The organism is Streptomyces sp. HD, from assembly GCF_028369295.1.
GTDB lineage: Bacteria > Actinomycetota > Actinomycetes > Streptomycetales > Streptomycetaceae > Streptomyces.
Genome location: NZ_JAQMYP010000005.1, coordinates 232,307 through 254,073, shown reverse-complemented (window position 1 = coordinate 254,073; position 21,767 = coordinate 232,307). Strand labels below are relative to the sequence as shown.

Sequence of the window (21,767 nt, the reverse complement as noted above, 5' to 3'; positions counted from 1 at the left end):
GGTGGCCCCCGCGCTTCCCTCGCCAGCCCACCCCGGCAGGAAGCGGAGACAGCACGCATGAGCACTCCTGCAACACCCCAGGAATCCACGCAGCTCGACCCCGAAGGCACGGGCATCCGCACCCTGGGCCACGCCAACCGGTTCGCCGTCTGGGACAGCGAGTTCCGCTACGACGGCCGTATCCGCGTCCCGATGGGGGTGAAGATCAAGGAGGTCAAGTACTCGTACACGGGCAACGGGCAGGCGGACCTCGCCGCGACCGAGGTCAAGCGCGGCCGGGGCGGCATCGACCAGGAGTACGAGGTCATCGACCTCACCTTCCTCGACGACGCCGACCTGATCACCTTCACCCTGCGCGGTGACCTCAACGTCGACGCCGCCCCCCGCCCCGCGTACAGCCGCAGGTACCGGATCCGCGTCGACGTCACCCTCGACAACGGGGACGTCCGCACGGCGAACCCGGAGATCGAGGTACTCGCCGGCGCCTGGCAGAAGAGCGACCCGGAGATGGTCGGCCGGCCCTTCGTCCGGCTGCCCTACGACAACAACTGGGGCGGTGCGCCCAACAGCCAGGCCGGCTTCGGCCATGTCACGGACAACGGCCGTATCCCCGGGGACAAGTTCATCATCGACCTGGTGAACCTGCGCCAGGGCGAGCAGGGCGTGCCGAGCAGCAACAGCGACCACGTCTACTACCAGCTCGTGCACGAGGACGGCACGCCCTCGCACTACACCCCGACTCCCCAGCTGCAGAAGGCCGAAGGACACAAGGACAGCGGCACGGGCCGCAAGGTCGCACTGCCCGCGATCGACCTGCGGCAACTGGGCGACAAACCGGGCTACTACCGCTTCCTGGTCTGGCCGCAGTCGGTCAACCCTGACGGCTCTCACAGCAGTCTGCGCTGGGAAGAGGCCAAGCCGGAGGATGCCTTCCAACTCGGCAGTGTCTACTACCGGTACAAGGCACCACGCAGCATCGACACCGGACTGCGGGCCACCATCAAGACCCAGACGCTGGCGGCGGCCGCGGGCCAGGACCGCTGGATCTATCCGGCCTTCGTCATCCGCAACACCGGCCGGCGCACCATCGGCACGGTCAAGGCGGTATTCACCGCCCCCGAGGGGCTGCGGTTCACCGAGGACCGCGTGGCGTTCACCCGCTGGGAGGATGAGAACCACGAGGCCGTCGCCGTGGGTGTGCTGTCGGCCGACCACCGCACGCTCACCTGCCCGGCGCTGCCGCTGGACGTGGTGCCGAGCGGGCCCGGCAGGGACGCCTGGGTCTCGGTCTACCCGGCGATGGAGGTCGAGGCGACGGCCCCGGCCGGACGAGCGCAAGTCGGCATCCAGTTGGGCGAACCGGTCTTCGCCACCGCACAGGAGACCATCGAGATCCGCCCCAGGGGCTGACCTCGGCGCCGGGGTGCCGCATGCCCGGCGCGGCACCCCTTTCCTTCCTCGTACCCAGACCACACCGCTCCAGGAGCACCCGCATGCGATGGCCCCGCCTCGGGCGACACCCGGTCCCCCGCGTCCGCCACGACGGGACGGCCACGGCCCCCCACATCCTCGCGCTGATCCCCGCCCACAACGAGGCCCGACGCATCGCCGCCGCCATCGCGGCGCTGTACCGCCAGGAACATCCGCCGCACCGGATCGTGGTCGTCGCCGACAAATGCACCGACCGGACCGCGGAGATCGCGCGTGCCAACGGGGCCACCGTCATCGAGTCGCGGGACAACCGGCACAGGAAGGCCGGCGCCCTCAACCAGGTTCTCGGTGGGCTCATGGCCGACCTCGACGACGTCGACATGGTCCTCGTCCAGGACGCCGACACCATGCTCCAGCCGTCGTTCGTCACCAGTGCCGTCGCCGCCATGGACAACACCGTCGGAGCCGTCGGCGGCATCTTCTACGGTGAAACGGGCGGCGGCCTGCTCGGAGCGCTCCAGCGCATCGAGTTCCACCGCTATGCCCGCGAAATCGCCCGGCGGGGGTTCAGAGCCGACGTGCTCACCGGCACCGCGACCCTCTTTCGTGTCGCGACCCTGCGCGAAGTGAGACGAGCCCGCCTCGACGGACTCATCGGCGGCGGTAGCTCGTACTACTCCTTGGCCTCCCTCACCGAGGACGACGAAATCACCAAGGCCGTAAGGACGTTGGGTTACCGCACCGTCTCCCCGCCCGGGTGCGGCGTCGTCACGGAGGTCATGACCAGCCTGCCCAAGCTGTGGCACCAGCGTCTGCGCTGGCAGCGCGGCGCTCTGGAAAACCTGCGCGACTACGGCTGGACGAAGGTCACCGCCCCGTACATCCTCCGGCAGACCTTCATGGGCCTGTCCGTTCTCTTCCTCGCCCTCTACCTCGTCTTCACCGGATGGATGCTGGCCCGGGGGAGGCCGGAGTTCACCCCGTTCTGGATCGCTGTCGGCCTCGTCTTCGTCGCGGAGAAGGTGGTCACCGCGCGCGGTGCCGGATGGAAGTCCCAGCTGCTGGCCGGCACGCTCGCCGTCGAGTTGGCCTACGACATGTTCCAGCACGCCGTCTATGTCCGTTCCCTGTGGGACATGGCCCGCCGCGGGGAAGAGCACTGGCGCGCCACCTGAGCCCATCGCGGCTCACCGATCATCGTTCGGCACCGTTACCGAGGGGGCAGAGATCGCGTGTACGGAGGATTGCCGCCCGCCGGAGTGCTGGGCGTCGGCGGGGCGTCAGCGCTCTCGGTGAAGGGCCTCGCACGGCCGGGCTCCGGATTTCAGGCTCTGGCCACCGTGGTCGCGGCGACAACCCTCGTCATGGCGGGGGCCTCCCTCTGCAAGCTCCTGCCACCCCGGCGCCGAGTCGTCCACGCGCTCACCTCCGTGCAACCACCCCGATGGGACGTCCACGGCGACCCACTGCCCCAGGCCGTCGCGACCCGGGTCCCGGTGTCCTGACGAAGCGCGCCGGGCATTCCGGCGACAGGGGGCGTCTGCCTGCTCTGCAGCCCGCGAACTTCGCCGAGTTCGATCTCGTCGGCGGAGGGAACGGCGGCCCAGTCCGGCGCGCCGGAGGCGTTCAGCGCCACACTCCAGACAGGCGCCGGGTGACGACGGCACTGAGCGTGCGCACGCCACGTGTCGAGCCAGGGTTGATACCCGTGAGCTCGCGGACCCGGCGCAAGCGGTAGTCCAGGGTGCGGGTGTGGACGTTGAGCGCGGCCGCCGTGGCACCGCGGTGCATGTCGTGGCAGTAGTAGGCGTCGAGGGTCGCGAGGAGGTCGGGGCCGGTCTCCAGAAGACGGGCCACCGTGCGGAGCCAGTCGTCGACGAACGACACGTCCGCTACGGCGAGTTCGACGAACACATCCGCCAGAGTGTGCGGCCGCAGCCGTGCGGACGCCCGGCGCAGCGGGGCGGCCTGACTGATCCGCCGGGCGCGGTGCAGAGCGTCGGCCAGCTCCGGCAGCGGTGCGGTGGCCGTGGCGACAGCGCAGGGGCGGCCGAGGGCGCGGGCGAAGTCCTGTACGAGATCCGGCAGGTGGTCGGGGGTGAGGTCGGGTAAGAGCTCGGGAAAGGCGTGGGGCGGTACGTTCTCGGCTGCCGCGGCGCCGGAGAACAGGGGAAGCAAGGCGATCAGCTCGCCGCTTCCGTCGCTGCCCTCCGGTCCCCACATGACCGGCGCCCGGTGGCTCTTCACCAGCGCCTCGATCTCGTTCTCCAGGAAGCGATCGACGGCGGGCCGGTCCGGAAACCGGAACACCGTCACCGCGTAATGATCCGGCAGTTCCATGTCGACGGCCGCGGCGAGTTCCGACGAAATCGGATCTCCGTTCAGCAATGACCGGGCCAGCAGGGCGACCTGCTCGGAATACGGAATTCGGCGGCGCAGTACGCGCACGAATCCCTGGCGGTAGGCACCGATGCCGCGTTCGCCCTGCAGGGCGAACCAGGTCATCATGCGCATGAGTTCCTCGACACCGCCGCCGCGCTGGGCCTCGGTGGCCTCGTTGATCTCACGCAGCATGAGCGCGGTGTGCACTCGCAGCACCTGCTGCCGCGCGTCGAGCGAGATCCCGGCACCTGCCCTCAGCTCCCCCATCGACGCGATGCAGCCGAGATCGTCTCCACTCAACTCGCTGTCGCCCGGCGACAGTTCGACGGTACGACGCCGCAACCACATCGAGTGTTCCAGCGTCTCGGCCCGTGCCCGGGGGTCCTTGGCCAGGAACCCCAACTCCGGGACTTCACGTGTGTATGTCTCGACCTCACGGCGGGCGTTGGTCGACGCCTGCCGGGCCAGCTCGGCGAAGAGGCTCCCCATGGGCGCGAGCATGCCATTCGGGACGAATGGCCGACAGAGGAGATCCGGACGACGTTCATCACTCCGCACAAAACGGCGGCAAGTACGCCGACAAGGCTTTTGTCACAGTGCGCAAAATTCCCGCATCGGGGCGTTCTCGTCAACCCTTCTCCTTGTGGAGGAACTGTGAAGCGGCCTTAATGAGAACCGCCCACACACCCTCAGGAGGAAGCACCTCCGAAATCACTCCGGCGCGCGCCTGGAATGGCGTTCGCCCAAACGGGAGGGAAACCACGGTGGAAGCAGGCACGAGAAAGAGAATCATGGCAGCGGTCGCGGTCGTGGTCACGTCGACGACGCTCATGCTCGGCACGCCCGGCACCGGCTCGGCCGCCCCTGCCGCCACGCCCAGCCTGCGCGCCTTCGGGATCAGCGGCGACGGCACCCTGATGGCCACGTTCACCACCGACCGGCCGCAGGTCCTCGACTGGGTCAGGGTCGTCACCGGCCTCAGCGGCGACACAGGTCTGATCGGGATCGACTTCCGGGTGCAGGACGGCCTGATGTACGGCGTCGGCAACAAGGGCGGCATCTACACCATCAAGACTCCGCCTACCACCACGGACGTCGTGGTCACCAAGGTGTCCCAGCTCCAGTACGCGCTGAGCGGCGCGAACTTCGGCGTCGACTTCAACCCGGCGGCCGACCGCCTGCGTGTGATCAGTGACAACGGCCAGAACCTGCGGCACAACCTCAACGACCACAGCACAATCCAGGACCTGAACCTCACCACCCCGCCGATCGAGGGCACGACCAAGGGTGTCTCGGCCGCCGCCTACACGAACAACGACCTCAACGCGGCCACAGCGACCACGCTGGTCGACATCAACACGACCACCGACCAGGTCGTCCTGCAGTCCCCGGCGAACAACGGCACACTCTCCCCGACCGGCAGCCTCGGCATCGACGCCGGTATCAACGCCGGCATGGACATCTACAGCACCCTGTCAGGCGGGAAGACGGTCGACAACGCTGCCTTCGCCTCCCTTGTCCCGTACGGCGCCGGCACCCCTTCGCTGTACAGCATCAACGTCTTCACCGGCCAGGCCACCTCCATCGGCCAGTTCCCGCTGAACATCACGGACCTGGCCATCTCCCTCACCGGATCCTGATCCCCGGCCGTCGGCCGGCCCTCACCGCGGCCCGGCCACCGCCGGACCGCGGTGAACCGCCGACACCGACCACTGTGCGGGCTCCCCCGGTCAACGAGATCTCAGACCATGACCGGGTCCCGACCACGACGCGACCCGGCGGTGCCGCTGCGCACGCGCTGGCGGCACCGCCGGGCCTCAGTGTCCTGCGTGGATCTATTCGGTCACCTTCAGCAGCTTGTTGGGCGTTCCGCTGCTCGGGTTGGTGATCTTGTCACCGGTTGCCGCGCCGGTGAGCGCGGTGGCGACCTGAGCGGGGGTGGCGTCGGGGTGACCGGCCAGGTAGACGGCGGCGGCTCCCGTGACATGGGGGGTGGCCATGGAGGTGCCGGATATCGTCTTGGTCCCCTGGTCGCTGTCGTTCCAGTCGGAGGTGATGTCCGAGCCCGGCGCGTAGATGTCCACGATCGAGCCGAAGTTGGAGAAGTCCGACTGGGCGTCGTCCTTGGTGCTGGACGCGACCGTGATGGCCTCGGGAACCCGGGCCGGTGAGTTCTGGCCCGCGTCCGCCGACTCGTTGCCGGCGGCGACCGCGAAGGTGACGCCCGAGGCGACGGCCTTCTTGACCGCCTCGTCGAGAGCGGGGTCCGCTCCGCCGCCGAGGCTCATGTTGGCGACCGAGGGGCCCTGGTGGTTCTTGGTCACCCAGTCGATGCCGGCGACGACCTGCTCTGTGGTGCCCGAGCCGTTGTTGTCGAGCACGCGGACCGCGACGATCTTGGCCTTCTTGGCCACACCGTGGGCGGCACCGGCGATGGTTCCCGCCACATGGGTGCCGTGGCCGTTGCCGTCGTCGGCCGTGTCGTCGTTGTCGACGGCGTCGAACCCGGAGGCGGCGCGGCCCTCGAAGTCCTTGTGGCTGATGCGTACGCCGGTGTCGATGACGTACGCGGTCACCCCTTCCCCGGCCTTGTCCGGGTAGGTGTATTTGCCGTCGCCGGCCGTGTCCTTCTGGTCGATGCGGTCCAGGCCCCAGGACGGCGGCTTGTCCTGGGTGGCATTGATGTGGAACTTCTTGTTCTGGACCACCTTGGACACCGCGGGGTCGGCCGCGAGGCGCTTGGCCTCCGTCTCGGTCAGACTGCCGGCGGAGAAGCCGTTGACCGCCGAGCCGTAGGTCCGGCCGACCTTGCCGCCGTACTCGGCGGCAAGGTCCCGCTTCTCGGCCGTGGACGCCTTCTGGTCCAGCAGGACGATGTAGCTGCCGGCCACGGCTCCTTCGGCGTTCAGACCGTAGACCTTGCCCTCCGCGGGCTGTCCCGCCTGAGCGACGGGGGACACGTAGAGGGCGGTACCGGCGACGGTTGCGACGGCCGCGATCGCGGTGACGATCTTGGCCTTGCCTGTGCGTTTGTGATGCGCCGACAAGAGGGGTCTCCTCGTGAAGTGGGGGGATTTGCGTTCGAACGGCAGCGCTGCGCGTGCTCTGGAGAGTGCCGACTTGTCGCGAGCAGATCAATCTCGTGGCGTGACCCAAGGACCCGACGCACGGCGGATTTCCACAGGATTCACGCACACTCGAAGCAACCTCCGCACAAACGTGCAGCCCTCGGCGCTGGTTGAATAGCCAAGGAACGATCAAGGATTGTCTGTGCCGATCTCTTCACTGTCTGCTCACGCGACCGCATGTTCCAAGACCCCGATCGCCCCCAGGACGGCCCCCAGTTCAGGCCCAGGCCCCCACCGGCACGAACGAACTGTCCTGGCGGGAACGTCCTCCTGTTCCCGTAGGCCACCCCTGACCTGCGTGGCAGCCTCGCCCGACGAACCCGGCTGCACATCGGTTGCACGCGTTCAGCCGACGAGGACTGGACGTCTGCGAACGGCACGGGCATGGCGATCATTACTTCTCCCTGCCCCCGTGCCGTGTGCCGTGTGCCGTGTGCCGTGTGCCGTGTGCCGTGTGCCGTGTGCCAACTGAGCCTTGCGCACGAGTCCTGCGCACCCTAGGCCGCCTGCTCCCCGCCGCATTGGCTTGTCGGCCTATCCGCTGCGAGCGCGGCATAAGTGCCGTCTCGGGCAAGACGGGAGGCGCCGGGATGCCGAACAGACCCCTCGAAGAAAGCCGACGCGTTCTCCCAGTCCACCTCCAGGGCGAACCCATATGTGTCCAGCGTCTCGGCGAGCTTGCCGTGCCTCATGCGAGCCTGAACACTCCTGGGCCGCACCCCAGCAGCGATCAGAACAGCGTCCATGAAGTCCCGCAGGTCCCGGAAGGTGGCCGTGGGAGGAACCATGACCCCCTTGGCGCGCGCCCTTTCCTTCGCTCGGTTGAACGCCTCGGACAGCGTGTTCCGTCGCAGTGGCGTCCCACGCCGAGTCACGGTGACCAGCTGGTCGTACTCCACGGGACGGGGTGTCCAGCCGCTCCTCCTGCGATGAGACAGTGCGCTGGCTGACGGGGGCGCTGTTCGCCGTTCCATTGTGATGTGCACATAACAATGTAGTGATCGCCAAGTCAATTCCAAAAAAACCGCATCGTGAGATCGATATTTGGCAAACCTGGTGGTGTTCAGGGCAAAGTGTCGAACCGACTGCCCTGTCGCTCCACTTCGGCGTAGTCCATGAACCCGCGCCGGACCGGGTAGGACGGGTCTTTTTGGTGTGCCGACGCTGCCACTCAGGGACGTCCGCGGGGGTGTGAGCACAGCACTCACGAGACCCCGCAGCCGGCATCGTCCCCCGACGCACGCCGCCTGGTACTCGGCTGCGCGGAGGCGCCCTGAACGATGGAGTACGGCACGTACCGGAAGAGACTCCGCGTCTGCAGGGATCGCCACCGAGCCCCTTCCTTCTTGACCACTCAGTGGGCCGGGCGAATGCGTCGGTGCCGATCCGTACGAGACACCCCGTGCCTTCGCTGTCCAGACGGATCCGGTACACGTACCAGCGGCGGATCAGCGTGTCGTGGTCCGCCGGGACCATCCTGCTCGGCTTCGAACAATGCCAGCCGGGCGCGGGCGCAGGTACGGAACTGAACGCCGAGCACAAGACCCGCGACTCAACTCACTGAAGCGATCAGTCAGGAGACACGGCCCGTGGCGCCCACCGCTGTTCGCGCCGCCGCCACGAATGCTGCGATCGCCGGGTGAGTGCCGCCGCCCACGCGGAAGGCGACCTTCGAGCGGCGGAAGAGGGGCAGCCGGGTCAGGACCACGTCCTCGGGGGCATGTGCGGTGGCCATCTCCGGTACGAATCCTGCCCCTTGCCCGATGGCGGCCAGTGCCAGGACAGTACGGAAATCGTTGACCTGATGGCGGATGCGCGGCTGGAAACCGGCCGCCTGACAGGCGCGTACAGCCATCGCGTGGCCGGTCGTGCCGTCCCGGGCCGTGATCCACGGGGCCGTGGCCCACGGTCCGAGCAACTCCGCCAGCGTGTCACCGCGGGTGGCGAGACCTCTTGCGGGATCGGTACCGGTGGCGACGCCCGTGGCCAGGTACATCGGCTCCTCCAACAGGGGCACCTGCTCGACCGTGGTGTCCGGGGAGGCGGGCACGAAGTCGTAGTCGTGGACGAGGGCCACGTCGAGTTCGCCGGCGCGTAGGCCATCGGAGACCCGCGCCGAGTCGATCTCCTGCACCATCGGTTCCAGCGCGGGATGCCGCTGGGCCAGTTCGGCCAGCGTGGCGGGCACGATCGCGGGGCCGCCAGAGGGAAACGTCCCGATCCGCAGCGGCCCGCCGATGCCCTCGCGTGCCCCGGCCAGCTCGGAGACCGCCAGTTCGAGGCGTTCGAGGACGGCGTCGGCATGGGTGACGAGGGTGCGGCCCGCGGGGGTGAGCACCACCCGTCTGCCACTTCGTTCCAGCAGGGGTACGCCCGCCTCGCGCTCAAGCACGCTCAGCTGCTGGGAGACGGCCGAGGCGGTGAAGGTCAGCGCCTCGGCGACGGCCGCGATGGTGCCGCGTCGGTCCAGTTCGCGCAGCAGGTGGAGACGTCGGACATCGAGCATAAGGTGAGCTTACGTATAAGCGAAGAAACATGAACTGGATCTACTGGGTTTGTGTCGGTCAGGCTGGGCGTATGAAGCCCGAAGCGAACCTCACCGGCCTGTTCGTCCCCTTGGTGACCCCGTTCACCGACGACCTGCGCCTCGCCCCGGACGCGCTCGCCCGCCTCGCCGACGAGGCGCTGTCGGCCGGCGGCGCTCGCGGACTCGTTGCCCTGGGCACCACCGCGGAGGCGGCCACGCTGACCACCGCGGAGAAGCGGGCCGTGGTCCGCATCTGCTCGGCCGCCTGCCAGGCACACGGAGCTCCGCTGATCGTCGGAGTCGGCACGAACGACACCGCCGCCGCCATCACGACACTGCGGGAGCTCGCTCAGAGCGGTGACGTCGCCGCGGCGCTGGTTCCCACGCCGCCCTACACCCGGCCCGGAGAGGCGGGAACGCTGGCGCACTTCACGGCACTCGCCGAACACGGGGGTCTGCCGCTGGTCGTCTACGACATCCCGTACCGCACCGGCCAGCCCCTCAGCACCAACACGCTGAACGCGCTCAGGCACCTACCGCAGGTCGTCGGGATCAAGTACGCAACCGGCGCGATCGACGCAGCCGCGATGGAATTGCTCGGCTCGTCGACCCCGGGCTTCGCCGTGCTCGGCGGCGATGACGCCGTCATCTCGCCGCTGCTCGCTGCGGGCGCCCGCGGAGGCATCCTGGCGTCGGCCAATGTCCGCACCGCTGACTACGCCGAGCTCATCTCGCTGTGGCAGCGCGACGCCACCGGACCGGCCCGCAGGCTGGGAGCCGAGCTGGCCCGGCTGTCCGCCGCGCTCTTCGCCGAACCGAACCCGACCGTGACCAAGGGGGTGTTGCACGCTCAGGGCCGAATCCCCAGCCCCGCCGTCCGGCTGCCGCTACTGGCCGCCTCCGCCGATTCGGTCCGGCGAGCAGCGGACCTGGCGGCCGCCAGGACCCACCAAGAGACCGCAGCCTGACACGGGCCCGTGGCCCCGGGGGGGAACCCGGTGGACTTCGAGGCAAGCCGATGGGGCCCGCCCGCTCCCGCGCCACCACACTCCCCACGTGGGCGAGCTCCCCAGAGGGCCGGGGCGGCGGCTCGATCCACAACGTGGACCTGTCAGCGGCTGGAATGATGAGGTCGCGACGATGCCCGAATGACTGATGAGGTCCGGCCGACTTACCTGCAGGCGGCCCGAGAAGGCGGTGCACCTGCTGCCCACAGAGCAGGTAGCCCGATGCTGGGAGACCGAGTCCGCGCTTCCCGCGATGCCAGTGGGTGGGCGGGCCGGCCACCTTGCGCGTAGCGTCCTCCAGGTCGAGTGGTTCCTCGACGGTCAGGTAGTGGGCGCGGAGCCGGTGCCAACGGTTCGGCACAACGCGCGGCTCGCAGATACGTCGTTGCCAGACTCTGCGCTGAACGTCGGGATGCGTGCCCCCAGCGAGGAAACTGCCGCAGCCGGCCCCGCTCTCGTGGCTGAGCAGACCGAGCTGCCGAAGCGGCACTCGCCCTACTTGGCCGGGAAGAGCCGCAGCTTCGCGGTGTCCCCACGATCGCGAGAACAGCGATCGACAGCTCGTTGACCGTGGAAGGCCCGCCCTGGTCGGGGCGCTGCCCGAGAAGATCGGAGGTGAATCCGCTCGCGTCGACCGAGCTCAGGTCCACGCCGTCGGCACCGACGGAGCTCACCGTGAACGGTCCCGTGCGAAGGCCGGCGGCACGCGGGCATCTCGGTGCCCTTCGTCACGGCGACCGTGCAGCTTCCGTCTGCACGCCCGCAACTCGGCCGGTGGCGGAGTCGATCGTCACCGGCCGCGGGGCACCAGAGTTGGCTGCGCTGCATCCGCTGAGGTGAGACGGAGGGAGGCGGCCAGCGGAGGAAGTGGGGGATACGGGCGTTCGTCGCGTTGTCAGTGGTGAGTGACACGATGACCGCATGAACGAGGATCTTGACGACGTACTGGCCGACCCCGCGCGGCTGTTGACCGCGGACCGCGCGGCGGTGCGCCACCACCTCGCCAGCGAGGACGGTACGCAGGATGTGGGGCGGGAGGGGCTGGAGGTCTTCCTCCAGGCCGAGGCGATCTTCGGCAGCGGCAACGTGACGCGGGCCGAGTTCGCCTCCTGGCTGCACTTCGCGGCCAAGGCGACCGGCCACGATGAGTACGCCGAGGGGATCGCGAAGGCCGAGCCGGGCATGCCGTGGCGGACGGTGTGGGCTTGGTGGCGACCCGCCAACTGGTTTGTGACCCACCCGAGCCTGAACGGCGACTACTACCAGGTCCACCGTCGTCTGCACGAGGGTCGGCTGCTCATCGAGGTGGCGACGGACTGGCGCGGCTGTCTCTGGCTCGACGCGGAGACGGGCGACCGGGTGAGGCTCCAGGTCGAGGACACGCTGCCGGCAGCGCCCTTGTCACGGGAGGCGCTCGACGCCCCCGAGCTGAACGAATGGAACCTCACCGCGCCGGAGAGCTGGGAGGGCGCGGTCGCGTTCGCCGCCGAGGGCGGCAGGACCCGCTATCTCGTCCAGAACGCCTCGGGCCTGGCGGTGATCGAGACGGACGCGGAGGTGCTGCGGGACTGGCCGCGCGGCGAGGGCATCGACTGGGGCTCGGCCGAGGAGGCACTGCCCGAGACCGAACCGGAGGTACGGCGGCCGGAGGGCCCGCTCACCGCGGACCGGGTCGACGACGCCTTCGGTGAGCGGTATGTGCTGCGCCTGCCCGAGAGCGACCTCCCGGAGGGGCTCGAACACCCGGGCAGCAGGCGCTACTTGAGGGACATCGGCCTGCCCACGATGTGGCTGTGCCACGGTGGCCAGTACAAGGCCCGACGGCCCGAGGCCATGCGACCTCCGACCGACGACGAGCTGCCGAAGGGCGGCCTGCCCGACGGGGTCACCGCCTCGGACCTGATCTCCTTCGGCACGGTCGACTACGGCGAGCTGTATCTGCACCGCCACGACGGGTCCGTGCACATCTGGAGCCGCTTGGGCGGCGCGACCGACAGGACACTGGTGCCGCTCGCGCCGGACCTCGATGTCTTCACCCGCGTCCTTGAGGCCGTCTACCGCTACAGCAACGCCTGCTGGCACCCCTACCTGGTGGAGGGGGGCCAGGATGCGGTGGCGGAGGTGTTCATGGACGAGATCGACGAGCTGTCGCCCGGCCTGTTCGACCGCAAGACGCCCTGCGGCGAGGTGTGGAGCTGGCTCTACGCAGGCATCACCGAGCTCGGCGTGGACGGCTTCTAGGCGCGGCTGAAAGGGGCGCCGCGTCACCGCGGCGGCCGTGTCATGTCACGCGAGGCAGACCGTGTCACTACAGGTCACCGGCCCGCCACCGGGCCGCTTGCGCGGCCGGCTCTCGGCCGTCGACGGAACTTGGGAGCTCAGGCAACCCACCCAAAGTGGTGGCCGAAAGGAGCGGCAGTGAACGGGACGTGGTGGCTCACACAGGGCGACACCCGGATCGGCGAGCTACGGCAGTACGCAGTTGATCAGCCAGTGTTCCTCTGCCACTTCATCCCGGGGCCCGGCTGGGAAGAGGTCCGTGCGCTGTTCGAGAGCTGGGAGGCCCTGCACGGCCCGGACCCTGACGGCTCTCGGACAGCGCAGGCCATCAAGCCCATCCTGGACCTCGGACTGACGCTGGTTGCCGAAGACGAAGGTCGGCCCATGGCGCTCTTCAAAGAGTGCATCGTCCGTATCGACGGCGACACCGCCCGCGTGCGCTGCTGACTTCAACGAAGCCGGCGACGATCAAGCACAAGGTGAGAGCCTGTGAAGAAACCTCCGCCTGCGTCGCGGCGTCTGGCACGCACGCAAGCCGCGCCAGCTGACGTCGTTACAGAGCACGTACAGGATGCCCTGCAGGCACAACCGGTCATCCACCGGATTCGGACCGGGTGCCTTCTGCGGCCAGCGCGGCAGCAACGGATCGATCAACGCCCAGAGGTCATCGTCCACGTTTCGCAGTGGTCAAGGTGCGCACTCAGCCGGCAGTACGCTCGATCGCGTGTGGGCGGACAGCACAGGCCGCCAGAACATCACGGATCACCGATGGGCCAGAGTCAAGAATGTTGTCAGTACCGGAAGTTTGCCTTGCGGCCACGGATGTGAATCATGATCGGGGTGATGGCCTCACCACCGTCACTGGGATGAAGCTTGAGCTGGAGGTTCCGGACAGCGCCGATGGCCTCCGACATCCTTTGCTGGTCCCCACTGTCGACCGCAGTGGCCTGGGCTTGAAAGAGGTGCTCAACTTGCTCCCAGCCCTTGCTTAGAGCGAATTCGCAACGGAACCAGGGTTGATCGATTTCGGTGAGCGTGACGACTCCAAGGAGTGTGTCGTCGCCCTTCAGCTCCCATGATTGCGAAGACATGCAGCACCTTTCATTTTCCTTAGGAGATCGAGGTGGGGTTGATGAATCCCGAGACGTAGGACATATCGGCCGTCTTGTCCGGGTGCTTGTCGTCGTTCAGGTACCGGACCCAGTCGTTCAGGGTGTCCCAGCGCAGCGTGCTGACGATCACCCCGGTCGGTGCCTGGCTCGGTCGTAAGTCGGTTGCGAACTCATCATCGAGGGCCATCTGGCAACGGATGCGAGAAGCGCCGCTGCCCCGCCACGGGGCCTGTTCGCCACCGCGATCGGACACGTGAGCAGCGAGTCAATGAAGTCAGCCGTTCTGCCAACGAACCCAGCCGAGTGAGGAATCGCCTCCCATCCTCATGAGAGGAGGGGCCCCTCAAGGTCAGGGAGTTTCCTCATTCGGGTGCCAGTCCGCCTCGGACCAGCCGTATTCCTCGAATTCGTCGGGAACCTGCCCACAGGGGGCGTAGACGCTGATGAACAGAGTCGTGGTCGAGTCGTTCCACCGAACGTCGATCTGATCAACGCCTTCTGGATCTTCGAATCGGAAGCCCAGCTCGCGGAAGGTCGCCCCTGCACGGTTGCCGTCGTGGATAAGTTTCCAGCCCTGCTTCATCAACCGCTCGCGCACGCGCCGCTGCGCATCCCGTGCGGTGGCTTCGGGGATGTCGGGCACGCTCCAGTCGAGTCCGAAGCTACGGACGTCGCGTCGTGGCTGATCGATGTGGGTGATGCCTCTTAGCCCTCGGTAGTAGCAGGCGCCGGTATTGATGCTGCCCGAGTCCGCGGCGTACCTCTCGGGCAGGGCGAAGTCGTCGTACACCGTGTCGGATCGGTCCTTGAGTCGCTGCGCGACTGCGTCGGGGTCTGCCGTTGGATACGGGGCGCCGTTCCACACGGAACTGCCCGCCACCGCGGCAGCGACTGACAGCGCGATCAATACAAGCCCTGCGACGGCATGCCGGACGGCCTGCCCGGAGGCCCGGACTCCACGTACAGGGGTCTTGAACATGCACCTCACGGTAAGAGTCAGCGTGGCGCGCCGCATGAGTAGCAGTACCCAGGTGACCTCGGGAGCACCCAGGAAGTCGGGTGCTGACGTACGCAGAGAGCCACTGGCAGGAGGCTTCTGCGAGGTCGGTATCGCGCACGGAGCGGCCGCACAACGTCGGCGCGCGACAGGCGGTCCTGGCGTGGAGTCGGATCGACGACGGGCAGTTTGGATGGTGCCGCTCGCTGCTGGCGGGCCCGGCCTACTCACGCTCAGTTCTAGGTAGCTGCACCCCGGTGGAACACGGAGTCAGCCGCCTAAAGCGCGTTGCACAAGGGTGTGAGCTGGGCTTCTCCTCGGTATGGTCGGGGTGTTGAGGGCAGACCGTGTGTGGGTGGAGACGTTTACCGGGCTCCAAGTGACGCAGTTCGCACGTCTGTTGAAGGTAGTTCGGGAGCAAGGCGGTAACGGCACCATGCAGGGCCGGCCGTGGGTTTTGCCGCTGGCCGAGCGGGTGCTGGTGGTCGCGGTGTACTACCGGACGAACCTGACCATGCGGCAGCTGGGCCCGCTGTTCGGCGTCTCCTCTTCCACCGTGTGCCGGGTCATCCAGCGGCTGGGGCCGCTGCTCGCGCTGAACCCGTCTCCCGCCCGGCGGATGCAGCAGACCGGCTGTGGATCGTGGACGGCACACTGATCCCGGTCCGTGACCGGAGTGTGGCCGCTTCCAGCCGCAACTACCGGTTATCCGCGAATGTGCAGGTCATCGTGGACACGGACACCCGTCTGGTGATCGCGGCAGCGCGTCCGGTGCCGGGTACCACCGCGGACGAGGTCCGCGCCCGCGTGGAACACGTCATCGGCCGGATGAAGAACTACAAGATGCTCCGCGACTGTCGCCAGCGAGGCGACGGCCTCCATCACGCGGTCCAGGCCGTCGCCCACATGTACAACCTCGCCCTCGCGTCATGAGCAGACAACACCGTTCATGGGCTCTGACCTGCCCGAACACAGCCTTGTGCAACACCCTTTAAGGGCTGCCCCGCAATGGCGAGGAAGCGATGGTGCGAGGAGTAATCGTCAAGACCTGTGGATGGGGTCGGATGTCGCCTCGCGTTGCGCCGCGGTTGCGCCGGGAGGGGGAAGCTTCGTCACTCCGCAGACCGTGGCCGCCTAGGGCGAAGTCTTCTGCGGTGATGCCGCCGAGATGTCCGGACGGCCACTCCACCAGCTCGATGCGGTAACCGTCCGGGTCGGTGAGCCACGACGTCTTCGGGCCGTGGGAGCCGCCCGGGTACCGGAGGGGTTCGGGCCCCCGGCCGGCTTCGGTCAGCGTCTCCAGGGTGGTGGCGAGCGCTTCCACCTGGATCGTGAGGTGATCGAAACCGCTGCCCACGTCGACCGGTCCGTCGCCGGGGCGGTGGACCAGTTCGAGCGAGGCCGCCGGTTCGTCGGCGAACTTGAGGATCACGAGGCGAGCCCCGTCGCCGCCCTCGACCCTGCCCAGTTCGGCGTAGCCCAAGGTGGTGTAGAAACCGAGCGAGCGGTCCAGGTCGGTGACGCGGTAGGAGACGAAGAGCGTCTTCACGCGGCCTCCTCGGTCCGATGCACCCGGTAACGAAGGTGCGTGACGTCTCGATCTTCGAGCCGTCGGACGAGGTCGAGTTCGATGTGATCACTACCCAGGTGGTCGAACAGCCGTCGGCCGCCCCCGAGGAGGACCGGAATCAGATGGATCTCCATCTCGTCCAGCTGGCCGGCTCGCAGAAGTGCTTGCGCCGCGCCCGCCCCATGGACCATGACCGGCCGGTCCCCTGCAGCTGCGCGAGCCTGACGGGCGCAGTCCTCGACATCGGTGACGAAACGCGCCTGGCCGGGTGGCACGTCCCCGTCATCCACCTCGTGGGTGAGGACGAAGATCGGTACGCCGTCGTGATGGTCGCCCTGCCAGCGCCCGGCGAGTTCGAAGGTCCGACGGCCGGAGATCACCGCGCCGGTCCCCGTCGCTTCGCGGTAGACCTGACCGCTCGGACCGTCGGACTCCCGGTCGTCGAGCCAGTTGAAAAGCCGTCCGCCGTCGCGTCCGAGCTCCTGCCCTGGCCGATCGTCCGGGCCTGCGATATAGCCGTCGAGCGACATCGACATGTACAGCCGAATCGGATTGTTCATCCTGGCCTCCACCTCTCCTCCATGACACCGGGGCCTGCTGCTTCCTGATCCGCCGACGGGGCGGGCGTGTCACAAGGAAGACTTCAGGCAACGGGCAAACCCATCGGCCCGACGCGCCGGCCCTGCTGCCGGGCTGAGGGGTCAGGAGTCTTGACCGGTGGTTCAGCTGCGGTGGTTCAGGCCGCGTGGCTCTCGGAGCGTTCGACGAGGTGGCCGCGCTCGAAGCGGGTTCCGGCACGGACCAGGGCGACGAGGTGGGCTGCGTTCACGGCCCGCCACCGCTGCTGGGCGGACTCGACGAGTTTGAAGACCATGGCCAGGGCGGCGGCCGCGCCCCCACCTTGGACGATCTCCTCAGGAAAGGCCATGGCGCGAGGTCACCGACCTGGACGTCATACGGCGAAGTTCTGGTCAGTCGATGCCCCGCCATCGGCGGTTACTGGAACAGATGGTCAAGGTAATAGTCGATGGCAGCGGTGGCTTGTTCGGGGGTGCGCAGGCCCAGGACGACGGGTGGCCCCTGCGAGTCGGCGAGGCCGAAGAGCAGTTCCGCTTCCACATCGGGGTCGCGGTCCGGCGCGATGTCGCCGGCTTCCTGGGCCATGCGGACGAGGTCGGCGAGGAGCCGGTAGAGGCGGGGCAGCCCGTCGACGTAGAGGGCTCGCAGTTTGGGGTTCGCAAGCATGCGGATGAGGTACGCGACGCCGACGAGCCACTCGCGGCGGCGCCGGTCGTCCCTGGGGATCGTCTCCAGCAGCACCCAGCGCAGCGCCTCCCGGGGGGTGGGCTCGCCCTCGGGCCATGCCTGCTCGTTCCACCGCTGCTGGACCAGCCAGTCCTGGTACTCGATCGCATAGGCGAGCAGTTCGTCCTTGTTGGCGAAGTAGTGCTGGATGCGGCCGGTTGAGACGCCTGCCTGCGCCGCCACGGCCCGCACGGAGATCGCTTCCAGTCCATGGTCGGCGACGATGTCCAGCAGCGCCTCGGCGATCTGGTCCCGGCGGGCCTTGTGGTCTACCTGTCGCGGCACGTCGACGGGCACCTCTCTTCCTCGTGCTTGCCCTCCTGGGCGGATCAGCCTAATGTCGTTGTGGCAATACGAACGTATTGTAAAAAGGGATGGGCCGCCTGGACACTGCAGCGGCACGAGGAGAGGACCGGACCATGCCGAAGCGACGCTCCACCACCGGCGCCGCACTGGGCGCGGCCCTCCTCATGGCGGTGATGGGCACAGCGGATGCGGCGCAGACCTCGCCGGCGACGGCCGGGCAGCACCCGCACAGGCAGCCTGCCCAAGGTCAGCACCCCGAGGCCCGGTCGGACACCGCCCGTACTCGCCAGGGCCGCCTGGAGGGGGTGACCGCCGACGGCGTCACCACCTATCAGGGCATCCCCTACGCGGCGCCACCGGTCGGCCCGCTGCGCTGGCGACCCCCGGCCGCGCCACCCACCTGGACCGGCACGCGGACGGCGGCCGAGCCCGGACCGGCCTGCGCGCAGCCCGAGGTGGCGGACTCCGCGGAGGACTGCCTGTACCTCAACGTCACCACGCCCGCTGATGGGGCGGACCGCGCGGCGGGGGCGAGGGTGCGGGCGAGGACCCGCAGCGACACCCCGCGGCCGGTCGTGGTGTGGTTACACGGCGGGGCCTTCAGCTCGGGCTCCGGGGATCAGTACGACGCCACCCGGATGGCCCGGCAGGGCGACGTCACGGTCGTGACGGTCAACTCGCGCCTGGGCGCCCTGGGCTTCTTCGCCCATCCCGACCTGCCTGACTCCGGGGCTTTCGGCCTGCAGGACCAGCAGGCGGCGCTGCGCTGGGTACGGGACAACGCTGCCGCGTTCGGCGGTGATCCCGGCAATGTCACGCTCATGGGCGAGTCCTCCGGAGGCGCGAGCGTGTGCGCCCAGCTGACCTCGCCCAACGCCGCCGGACTCTTCCACCGCGCGGTCATCCAAAGCGGCTCCTGCCTGCAGAACTGGCCCAAGAACACGCTCGCGCCCGGCGACCCCGCCGCCACTTATTTCGAGCACCAGGACAAGCTGGCTGCCAAGGGCCGCGGTGCTCTGGGCTGCCGCAGCCTGAAGTGCCTGCGTGCCAAGCCCGTCAAGGACGTGTTGTCCCTCAACGGCCGTTTCCACCAGCCCGCCTACGGGACGAGTGTCCTGCCCCACTCGCCGGTCCGCGCGCTCGCCGCCGGCGACGTCCTTCGCGTGCCCGTCCTGCAGGGCAACACCCGTGATGAACACCGGTTGTTCGCCGCCCTGTTCACGCTGGACGGGCCGATGGCGGCAGCGGACTACCGCCGCCTGCTCACCGAGACCTACGGCAGGCGGCAAGCGGCCCGCATCGCCCGCGCGTACCCGCCCGGCGCCACGCCCGCACTGGCCTGGGCCAAGGTCGGCACCGACCGCAGCTGGGTGTGCCCTACGCTGGCCGCCGACCGGCTGTTGGCCAGGCATGTTCCGGTCTACAGCTACGAGTTCGCCGACCGCCACCCACCCGCACCCGACCTCCACCCCGACTTCCCGCTGGGCGCCTACCACAGCGCGGAGCTGCCCTACCTGTTCGGCATGGGCGACCTCCGCCTCGACGACGGACAGTCCGCCCTCTCCCGACGCATGCTCGCCGCGTGGACGACGTTCGCCAGAACCGGCACGCCCGGCGACCACTGGCCGCCCTTCCCGCACACCCAGCAGCTGGCCCGGAACACACCCTCCGGCGTGGACGCGGCGGCAGAACACCGCTGCGCCTTCTGGTCGCGCAACTCCTGACGCCCGTGATCCGCACATCTCCCGCGGACCGTGCGAACGAACCCCTCCGGAGGATCCCCATGAACGAGATCGGCACTCCGCTCGCCGAGGCCGACTACATCGGCGCCACCGCCCACGAGTTGAACGAGAAGCGAGCAGCGGCGAAGATCGCCGCCGGCGTCAACCAAAGGACTCTCTTCCAGCGCCGCGGCCGGATCATCCTGCACCCCGATCTGCTCGTCCTCACCGGCTGGTCGAGGAGAACAGCAGTTCATCCAGCTGCGGCCGTACATCGTTCACGGCGCAGCACTGTCGACCACACCTCGATCCGGCCGAGCGATTTTTCGGGCGACCTCCGCCGCCATCGCACGAAGATTTCCCCCAAGGGGCGTGGTCAGAAGGCCCTCGTTTACGTACTCACGGGTACGTCTCTGACTTGATCATCTGGGCGGGCGATGAGTCAACACTGTCGTGTGACGTGCAAGTTGCTGCTGGATAGCGGTCGGCTGTGCGTGGGTGCCGTGCGGCGGAGAACGCAGGGGGGCGTTCTGCTGCGGGTGTTGGACCGCAGCATCACGCTGCGCGGAGGCACCGCCCCGGTCCGCGCCTACATTCCCGAACTGCTGCCGGATGTGCTCTCCGGTGCCCTCGATCCCGGGCCCGTCTTCGACCGTGCCGTCCCCCGGCTGAGGTGCCGGACGGATATCGGCGATGGACGACCGGTCGGCGCTGAAGGAGCGCATCACCTTCTGGGGGCCGGCAGCACGGGGGCCTCCCGTGCCGCACGGCGCCCTCGTAATGTCAGGCGGCGCGCTTCACATGGCGGACAGTTCGCGGCCGCTCCCCTCGCAGGCCACGGCTTCGCGGAACATGTCCACCTGGCCGGGATCGGGGTACCACCAGGCGCCCTGGATCCGCAGGCCGTCCAGGGCGAACCGGAGACCGATCTCGATCTTGCGGCCGAGCCGGATCACCGCGCCCTGGTGCTGCCACCACCAGGAGTCGGTGCGGTAGTGCCAGACGGAGAAGTCCTCGTACCGGGCATCGGTGTCCGCGACCTCGTTGAGCAGGGCGATCATCGGCTGCCGAACCAGGCGTTCGCGGTCCGCGCGGTAACGCTCGCGGGTCGCGTGGGTCGGTTCGCCCTGGAGCTGCCACAACACGTCCATGGCCTGCTCCGGCCAGCCGGTGAACTGTCCGCCAGCCGAGCAGATCGAGGGGGCCAAGGTCACTTCAGCTGGGATCGGGGGCGATTTCGTGGATGCCGCCTCCGGGGCCGGTGGCGAGGTACTCCAGGAGCAGGGTGAGCGCGTTTGCCGCTAGTTCCTGCGCGTGGTCGTCGCCGAACTCACCTGTGCAGGGCTCGTCTTCGTCGGTCACGTCGGCCGGCTCGAAGGAGGTCTCCCACGTGCGGTGGACTGGCCAGTGGTGGGCACGGGTGGTGAACCGAATGCGGATGGGCCAGCTGTCCCCGTCTGCGGCGACGTCCACGACCTGGATGGTGCCGGACTGCGGGCTGTCGACAGAGCGCCCGCGCAGCGCGTCAGCGGTCATCCGTGCGGCGCGGGCGGGAGAGAAGGACGCGGCAGTCATACCAAGAGGCTAGTGCGGGGACGGGTGGTGTGCGCCCCGTCCCCGCGTCCAGTCAGCAGCGAGCGCCCGCGCTCGCCAGGTCTTCGTGGTAGGCGGTGATGATGCCCTTGATGCCCGTCGAGCCGTAGTCGAGGTACGACACGACGACGCGGTACTGGCCCCGGCAGGGCGCCAGGTCTTTCAGCAGGAAGACCCGAGTGTTCGGGTCCTGCTCGTAGTCGCTGGTGGGACGAGCGAGGGTGTTGGCGATGTCCTCGTCGACGGTGGGGCTCCAGTGCTTCTTACGGATCTTGTTGAAGCCGAAGCCATTCTCGGTGCCGCAGCGCAACGGCACCCTGGCGAGGGGCACATGCGGGGTGTACCACTTGACGATGTGTCCCTTGGTTTTTCCGTCGCAGGCAGTCGGCTTGAGTACCCGTGGTTGGG

The 21,767-nt window shown here is 68.4% G+C and carries 21 protein-coding genes and 4 pseudogenes; 11 read left to right on the top strand and 14 right to left on the bottom strand.

Going from position 1 to position 21,767, the window contains the following annotated elements; translation table 11 throughout:
• Nucleotides 1–57 precede the first annotated feature (57 nt).
• The 3 genes from POF73_RS07425 to POF73_RS07415 all read left to right on the top strand — a co-directional run bounded on the left by POF73_RS07425 (nucleotide 58) and on the right by POF73_RS07415 (nucleotide 2,936).
• The gene (locus POF73_RS07425; RefSeq protein ID WP_272113702.1) at nucleotides 58–1,410 is read left to right on the top strand and encodes a hypothetical protein; all 1,353 of its coding nucleotides are present in this window, start codon (nucleotides 58–60) and stop codon (nucleotides 1,408–1,410) included.
• An 83-nt stretch (nucleotides 1,411–1,493) separates the two neighbouring features.
• Nucleotides 1,494–2,606, top strand: coding sequence for a glycosyltransferase (locus tag POF73_RS07420; protein WP_272113701.1), 1,113 nt, complete (start codon nucleotides 1,494–1,496; stop codon nucleotides 2,604–2,606).
• A 57-nt stretch (nucleotides 2,607–2,663) separates the two neighbouring features.
• Nucleotides 2,664–2,936 (top strand): hypothetical protein, encoded by a 273-nt coding sequence (locus POF73_RS07415; RefSeq protein ID WP_272113700.1) that lies wholly within the window; start codon nucleotides 2,664–2,666, stop codon nucleotides 2,934–2,936.
• Between the two features lie 121 nt (nucleotides 2,937–3,057).
• Here POF73_RS07415 and POF73_RS07410 read toward each other — a convergent pair whose 3' ends face one another.
• Nucleotides 3,058–4,302, bottom strand: coding sequence for a PucR family transcriptional regulator (locus POF73_RS07410; RefSeq protein WP_272113699.1), 1,245 nt, complete (start codon nucleotides 4,300–4,302; stop codon nucleotides 3,058–3,060).
• A gap of 302 nt (nucleotides 4,303–4,604) precedes the next feature.
• Between POF73_RS07410 and POF73_RS07405 the strand changes: the two genes are divergently transcribed.
• Nucleotides 4,605–5,453 carry a DUF4394 domain-containing protein gene (locus POF73_RS07405; protein WP_272113698.1) on the top strand — a complete coding sequence of 283 codons (849 nt, stop codon included), beginning with the start codon at nucleotides 4,605–4,607 and terminating at the stop codon, nucleotides 5,451–5,453.
• A gap of 195 nt (nucleotides 5,454–5,648) precedes the next feature.
• Here the strand turns inward: POF73_RS07405 and POF73_RS07400 are convergent, their stop codons facing one another.
• Both POF73_RS07400 and POF73_RS07395 read right to left on the bottom strand, forming a co-directional pair.
• Nucleotides 5,649–6,860, bottom strand: a complete 1,212-nt coding sequence (locus tag POF73_RS07400; protein ID WP_272113697.1) for a S8 family peptidase — start codon at nucleotides 6,858–6,860, stop codon at nucleotides 5,649–5,651.
• 1,654 nt (nucleotides 6,861–8,514) lie between these two features.
• Nucleotides 8,515–9,447 (bottom strand): LysR family transcriptional regulator, encoded by a 933-nt coding sequence (locus POF73_RS07395; RefSeq protein WP_272113696.1) that lies wholly within the window; start codon nucleotides 9,445–9,447, stop codon nucleotides 8,515–8,517.
• 71 nt (nucleotides 9,448–9,518) lie between these two features.
• On the opposite strand from POF73_RS07395, the gene POF73_RS07390 reads away from it, so the two are divergent.
• The 3 genes from POF73_RS07390 to POF73_RS07380 all read left to right on the top strand — a co-directional run bounded on the left by POF73_RS07390 (nucleotide 9,519) and on the right by POF73_RS07380 (nucleotide 13,202).
• Nucleotides 9,519–10,436, top strand: a complete 918-nt coding sequence (locus POF73_RS07390) for a dihydrodipicolinate synthase family protein (protein WP_272113695.1) — start codon at nucleotides 9,519–9,521, stop codon at nucleotides 10,434–10,436.
• Nucleotides 10,437–11,396: 960 nt separating this feature from the next.
• Complete coding sequence (locus POF73_RS07385) at nucleotides 11,397–12,716, top strand: SUKH-4 family immunity protein (protein ID WP_272113694.1); 1,320 nt, start codon at nucleotides 11,397–11,399, stop codon at nucleotides 12,714–12,716.
• A 177-nt stretch (nucleotides 12,717–12,893) separates the two neighbouring features.
• The gene (locus POF73_RS07380) at nucleotides 12,894–13,202 is read left to right on the top strand and encodes a hypothetical protein (protein ID WP_272113693.1); all 309 of its coding nucleotides are present in this window, start codon (nucleotides 12,894–12,896) and stop codon (nucleotides 13,200–13,202) included.
• Nucleotides 13,203–13,223: 21 nt separating this feature from the next.
• Here POF73_RS07380 and POF73_RS07375 read toward each other — a convergent pair whose 3' ends face one another.
• The 4 genes from POF73_RS07375 to POF73_RS07360 all read right to left on the bottom strand — a co-directional run bounded on the left by POF73_RS07375 (nucleotide 13,224) and on the right by POF73_RS07360 (nucleotide 14,846).
• Nucleotides 13,224–13,430, bottom strand: a complete 207-nt coding sequence (locus tag POF73_RS07375; RefSeq protein WP_443049448.1) for a transposase — start codon at nucleotides 13,428–13,430, stop codon at nucleotides 13,224–13,226.
• 116 nt (nucleotides 13,431–13,546) lie between these two features.
• Nucleotides 13,547–13,846 carry a hypothetical protein gene (locus tag POF73_RS07370; RefSeq protein WP_272113692.1) on the bottom strand — a complete coding sequence of 100 codons (300 nt, stop codon included), beginning with the start codon at nucleotides 13,844–13,846 and terminating at the stop codon, nucleotides 13,547–13,549.
• 19 nt (nucleotides 13,847–13,865) lie between these two features.
• Nucleotides 13,866–14,054 (bottom strand): hypothetical protein, encoded by a 189-nt coding sequence (locus POF73_RS07365; RefSeq protein WP_272113691.1) that lies wholly within the window; start codon nucleotides 14,052–14,054, stop codon nucleotides 13,866–13,868.
• A 162-nt stretch (nucleotides 14,055–14,216) separates the two neighbouring features.
• Entirely contained in the window at nucleotides 14,217–14,846 is a 630-nt protein-coding gene (locus POF73_RS07360; protein ID WP_272113690.1) for a hypothetical protein, read from the bottom strand.
• 340 nt (nucleotides 14,847–15,186) lie between these two features.
• Here POF73_RS07360 and POF73_RS07355 point away from each other — a divergent pair.
• Nucleotides 15,187–15,797, top strand: a pseudogene (locus POF73_RS07355) (transposase family protein).
• Between the two features lie 205 nt (nucleotides 15,798–16,002).
• Here POF73_RS07355 and POF73_RS07350 read toward each other — a convergent pair.
• The 4 genes and pseudogenes from POF73_RS07350 to POF73_RS07335 all read right to left on the bottom strand — a co-directional run.
• Nucleotides 16,003–16,413 (bottom strand): annotated as a pseudogene (locus POF73_RS07350) (VOC family protein); the annotation flags it as partial.
• Nucleotides 16,410–16,994 (bottom strand): dihydrofolate reductase family protein, encoded by a 585-nt coding sequence (locus POF73_RS07345; protein WP_272113689.1) that lies wholly within the window; start codon nucleotides 16,992–16,994, stop codon nucleotides 16,410–16,412. The pseudogene POF73_RS07350 and the gene POF73_RS07345, both read right to left, overlap by 4 nt.
• A 176-nt stretch (nucleotides 16,995–17,170) precedes the next feature.
• Nucleotides 17,171–17,332: pseudogene (locus POF73_RS07340) on the bottom strand (IS256 family transposase); the annotation flags it as partial.
• 98 nt (nucleotides 17,333–17,430) lie between these two features.
• Nucleotides 17,431–18,024: a TetR/AcrR family transcriptional regulator gene (locus POF73_RS07335; protein ID WP_272113688.1), complete on the bottom strand. Its 594-nt coding sequence runs from the start codon at nucleotides 18,022–18,024 to the stop codon at nucleotides 17,431–17,433.
• 134 nt (nucleotides 18,025–18,158) lie between these two features.
• Between POF73_RS07335 and POF73_RS07330 the strand changes: the two genes are divergently transcribed.
• From POF73_RS07330 to POF73_RS46175, 3 genes and pseudogenes are all read left to right on the top strand, one after another.
• Complete coding sequence (locus POF73_RS07330; RefSeq protein ID WP_272113686.1) at nucleotides 18,159–19,769, top strand: carboxylesterase/lipase family protein; 1,611 nt, start codon at nucleotides 18,159–18,161, stop codon at nucleotides 19,767–19,769.
• A gap of 59 nt (nucleotides 19,770–19,828) precedes the next feature.
• Nucleotides 19,829–20,188: a hypothetical protein gene (locus tag POF73_RS07325; protein ID WP_272113685.1), complete on the top strand. Its 360-nt coding sequence runs from the start codon at nucleotides 19,829–19,831 to the stop codon at nucleotides 20,186–20,188.
• A 117-nt stretch (nucleotides 20,189–20,305) separates the two neighbouring features.
• Nucleotides 20,306–20,495: pseudogene (locus POF73_RS46175) on the top strand (IMP dehydrogenase); the annotation flags it as partial.
• A gap of 68 nt (nucleotides 20,496–20,563) precedes the next feature.
• Here POF73_RS46175 and POF73_RS07320 read toward each other — a convergent pair.
• The 3 genes from POF73_RS07320 to POF73_RS07310 are packed head-to-tail and all read right to left on the bottom strand — an operon-like array spanning nucleotide 20,564 to nucleotide 21,690.
• Entirely contained in the window at nucleotides 20,564–20,980 is a 417-nt protein-coding gene (locus POF73_RS07320) for a hypothetical protein (protein ID WP_272113684.1), read from the bottom strand.
• A gap of 1 nt (nucleotide 20,981) precedes the next feature.
• Entirely contained in the window at nucleotides 20,982–21,341 is a 360-nt protein-coding gene (locus POF73_RS07315) for a hypothetical protein (protein WP_272113683.1), read from the bottom strand.
• A gap of 52 nt (nucleotides 21,342–21,393) precedes the next feature.
• Nucleotides 21,394–21,690: a hypothetical protein gene (locus POF73_RS07310; RefSeq protein ID WP_272113682.1), complete on the bottom strand. Its 297-nt coding sequence runs from the start codon at nucleotides 21,688–21,690 to the stop codon at nucleotides 21,394–21,396.
• Between the last annotated feature and the right edge of the window lie 77 nt (nucleotides 21,691–21,767).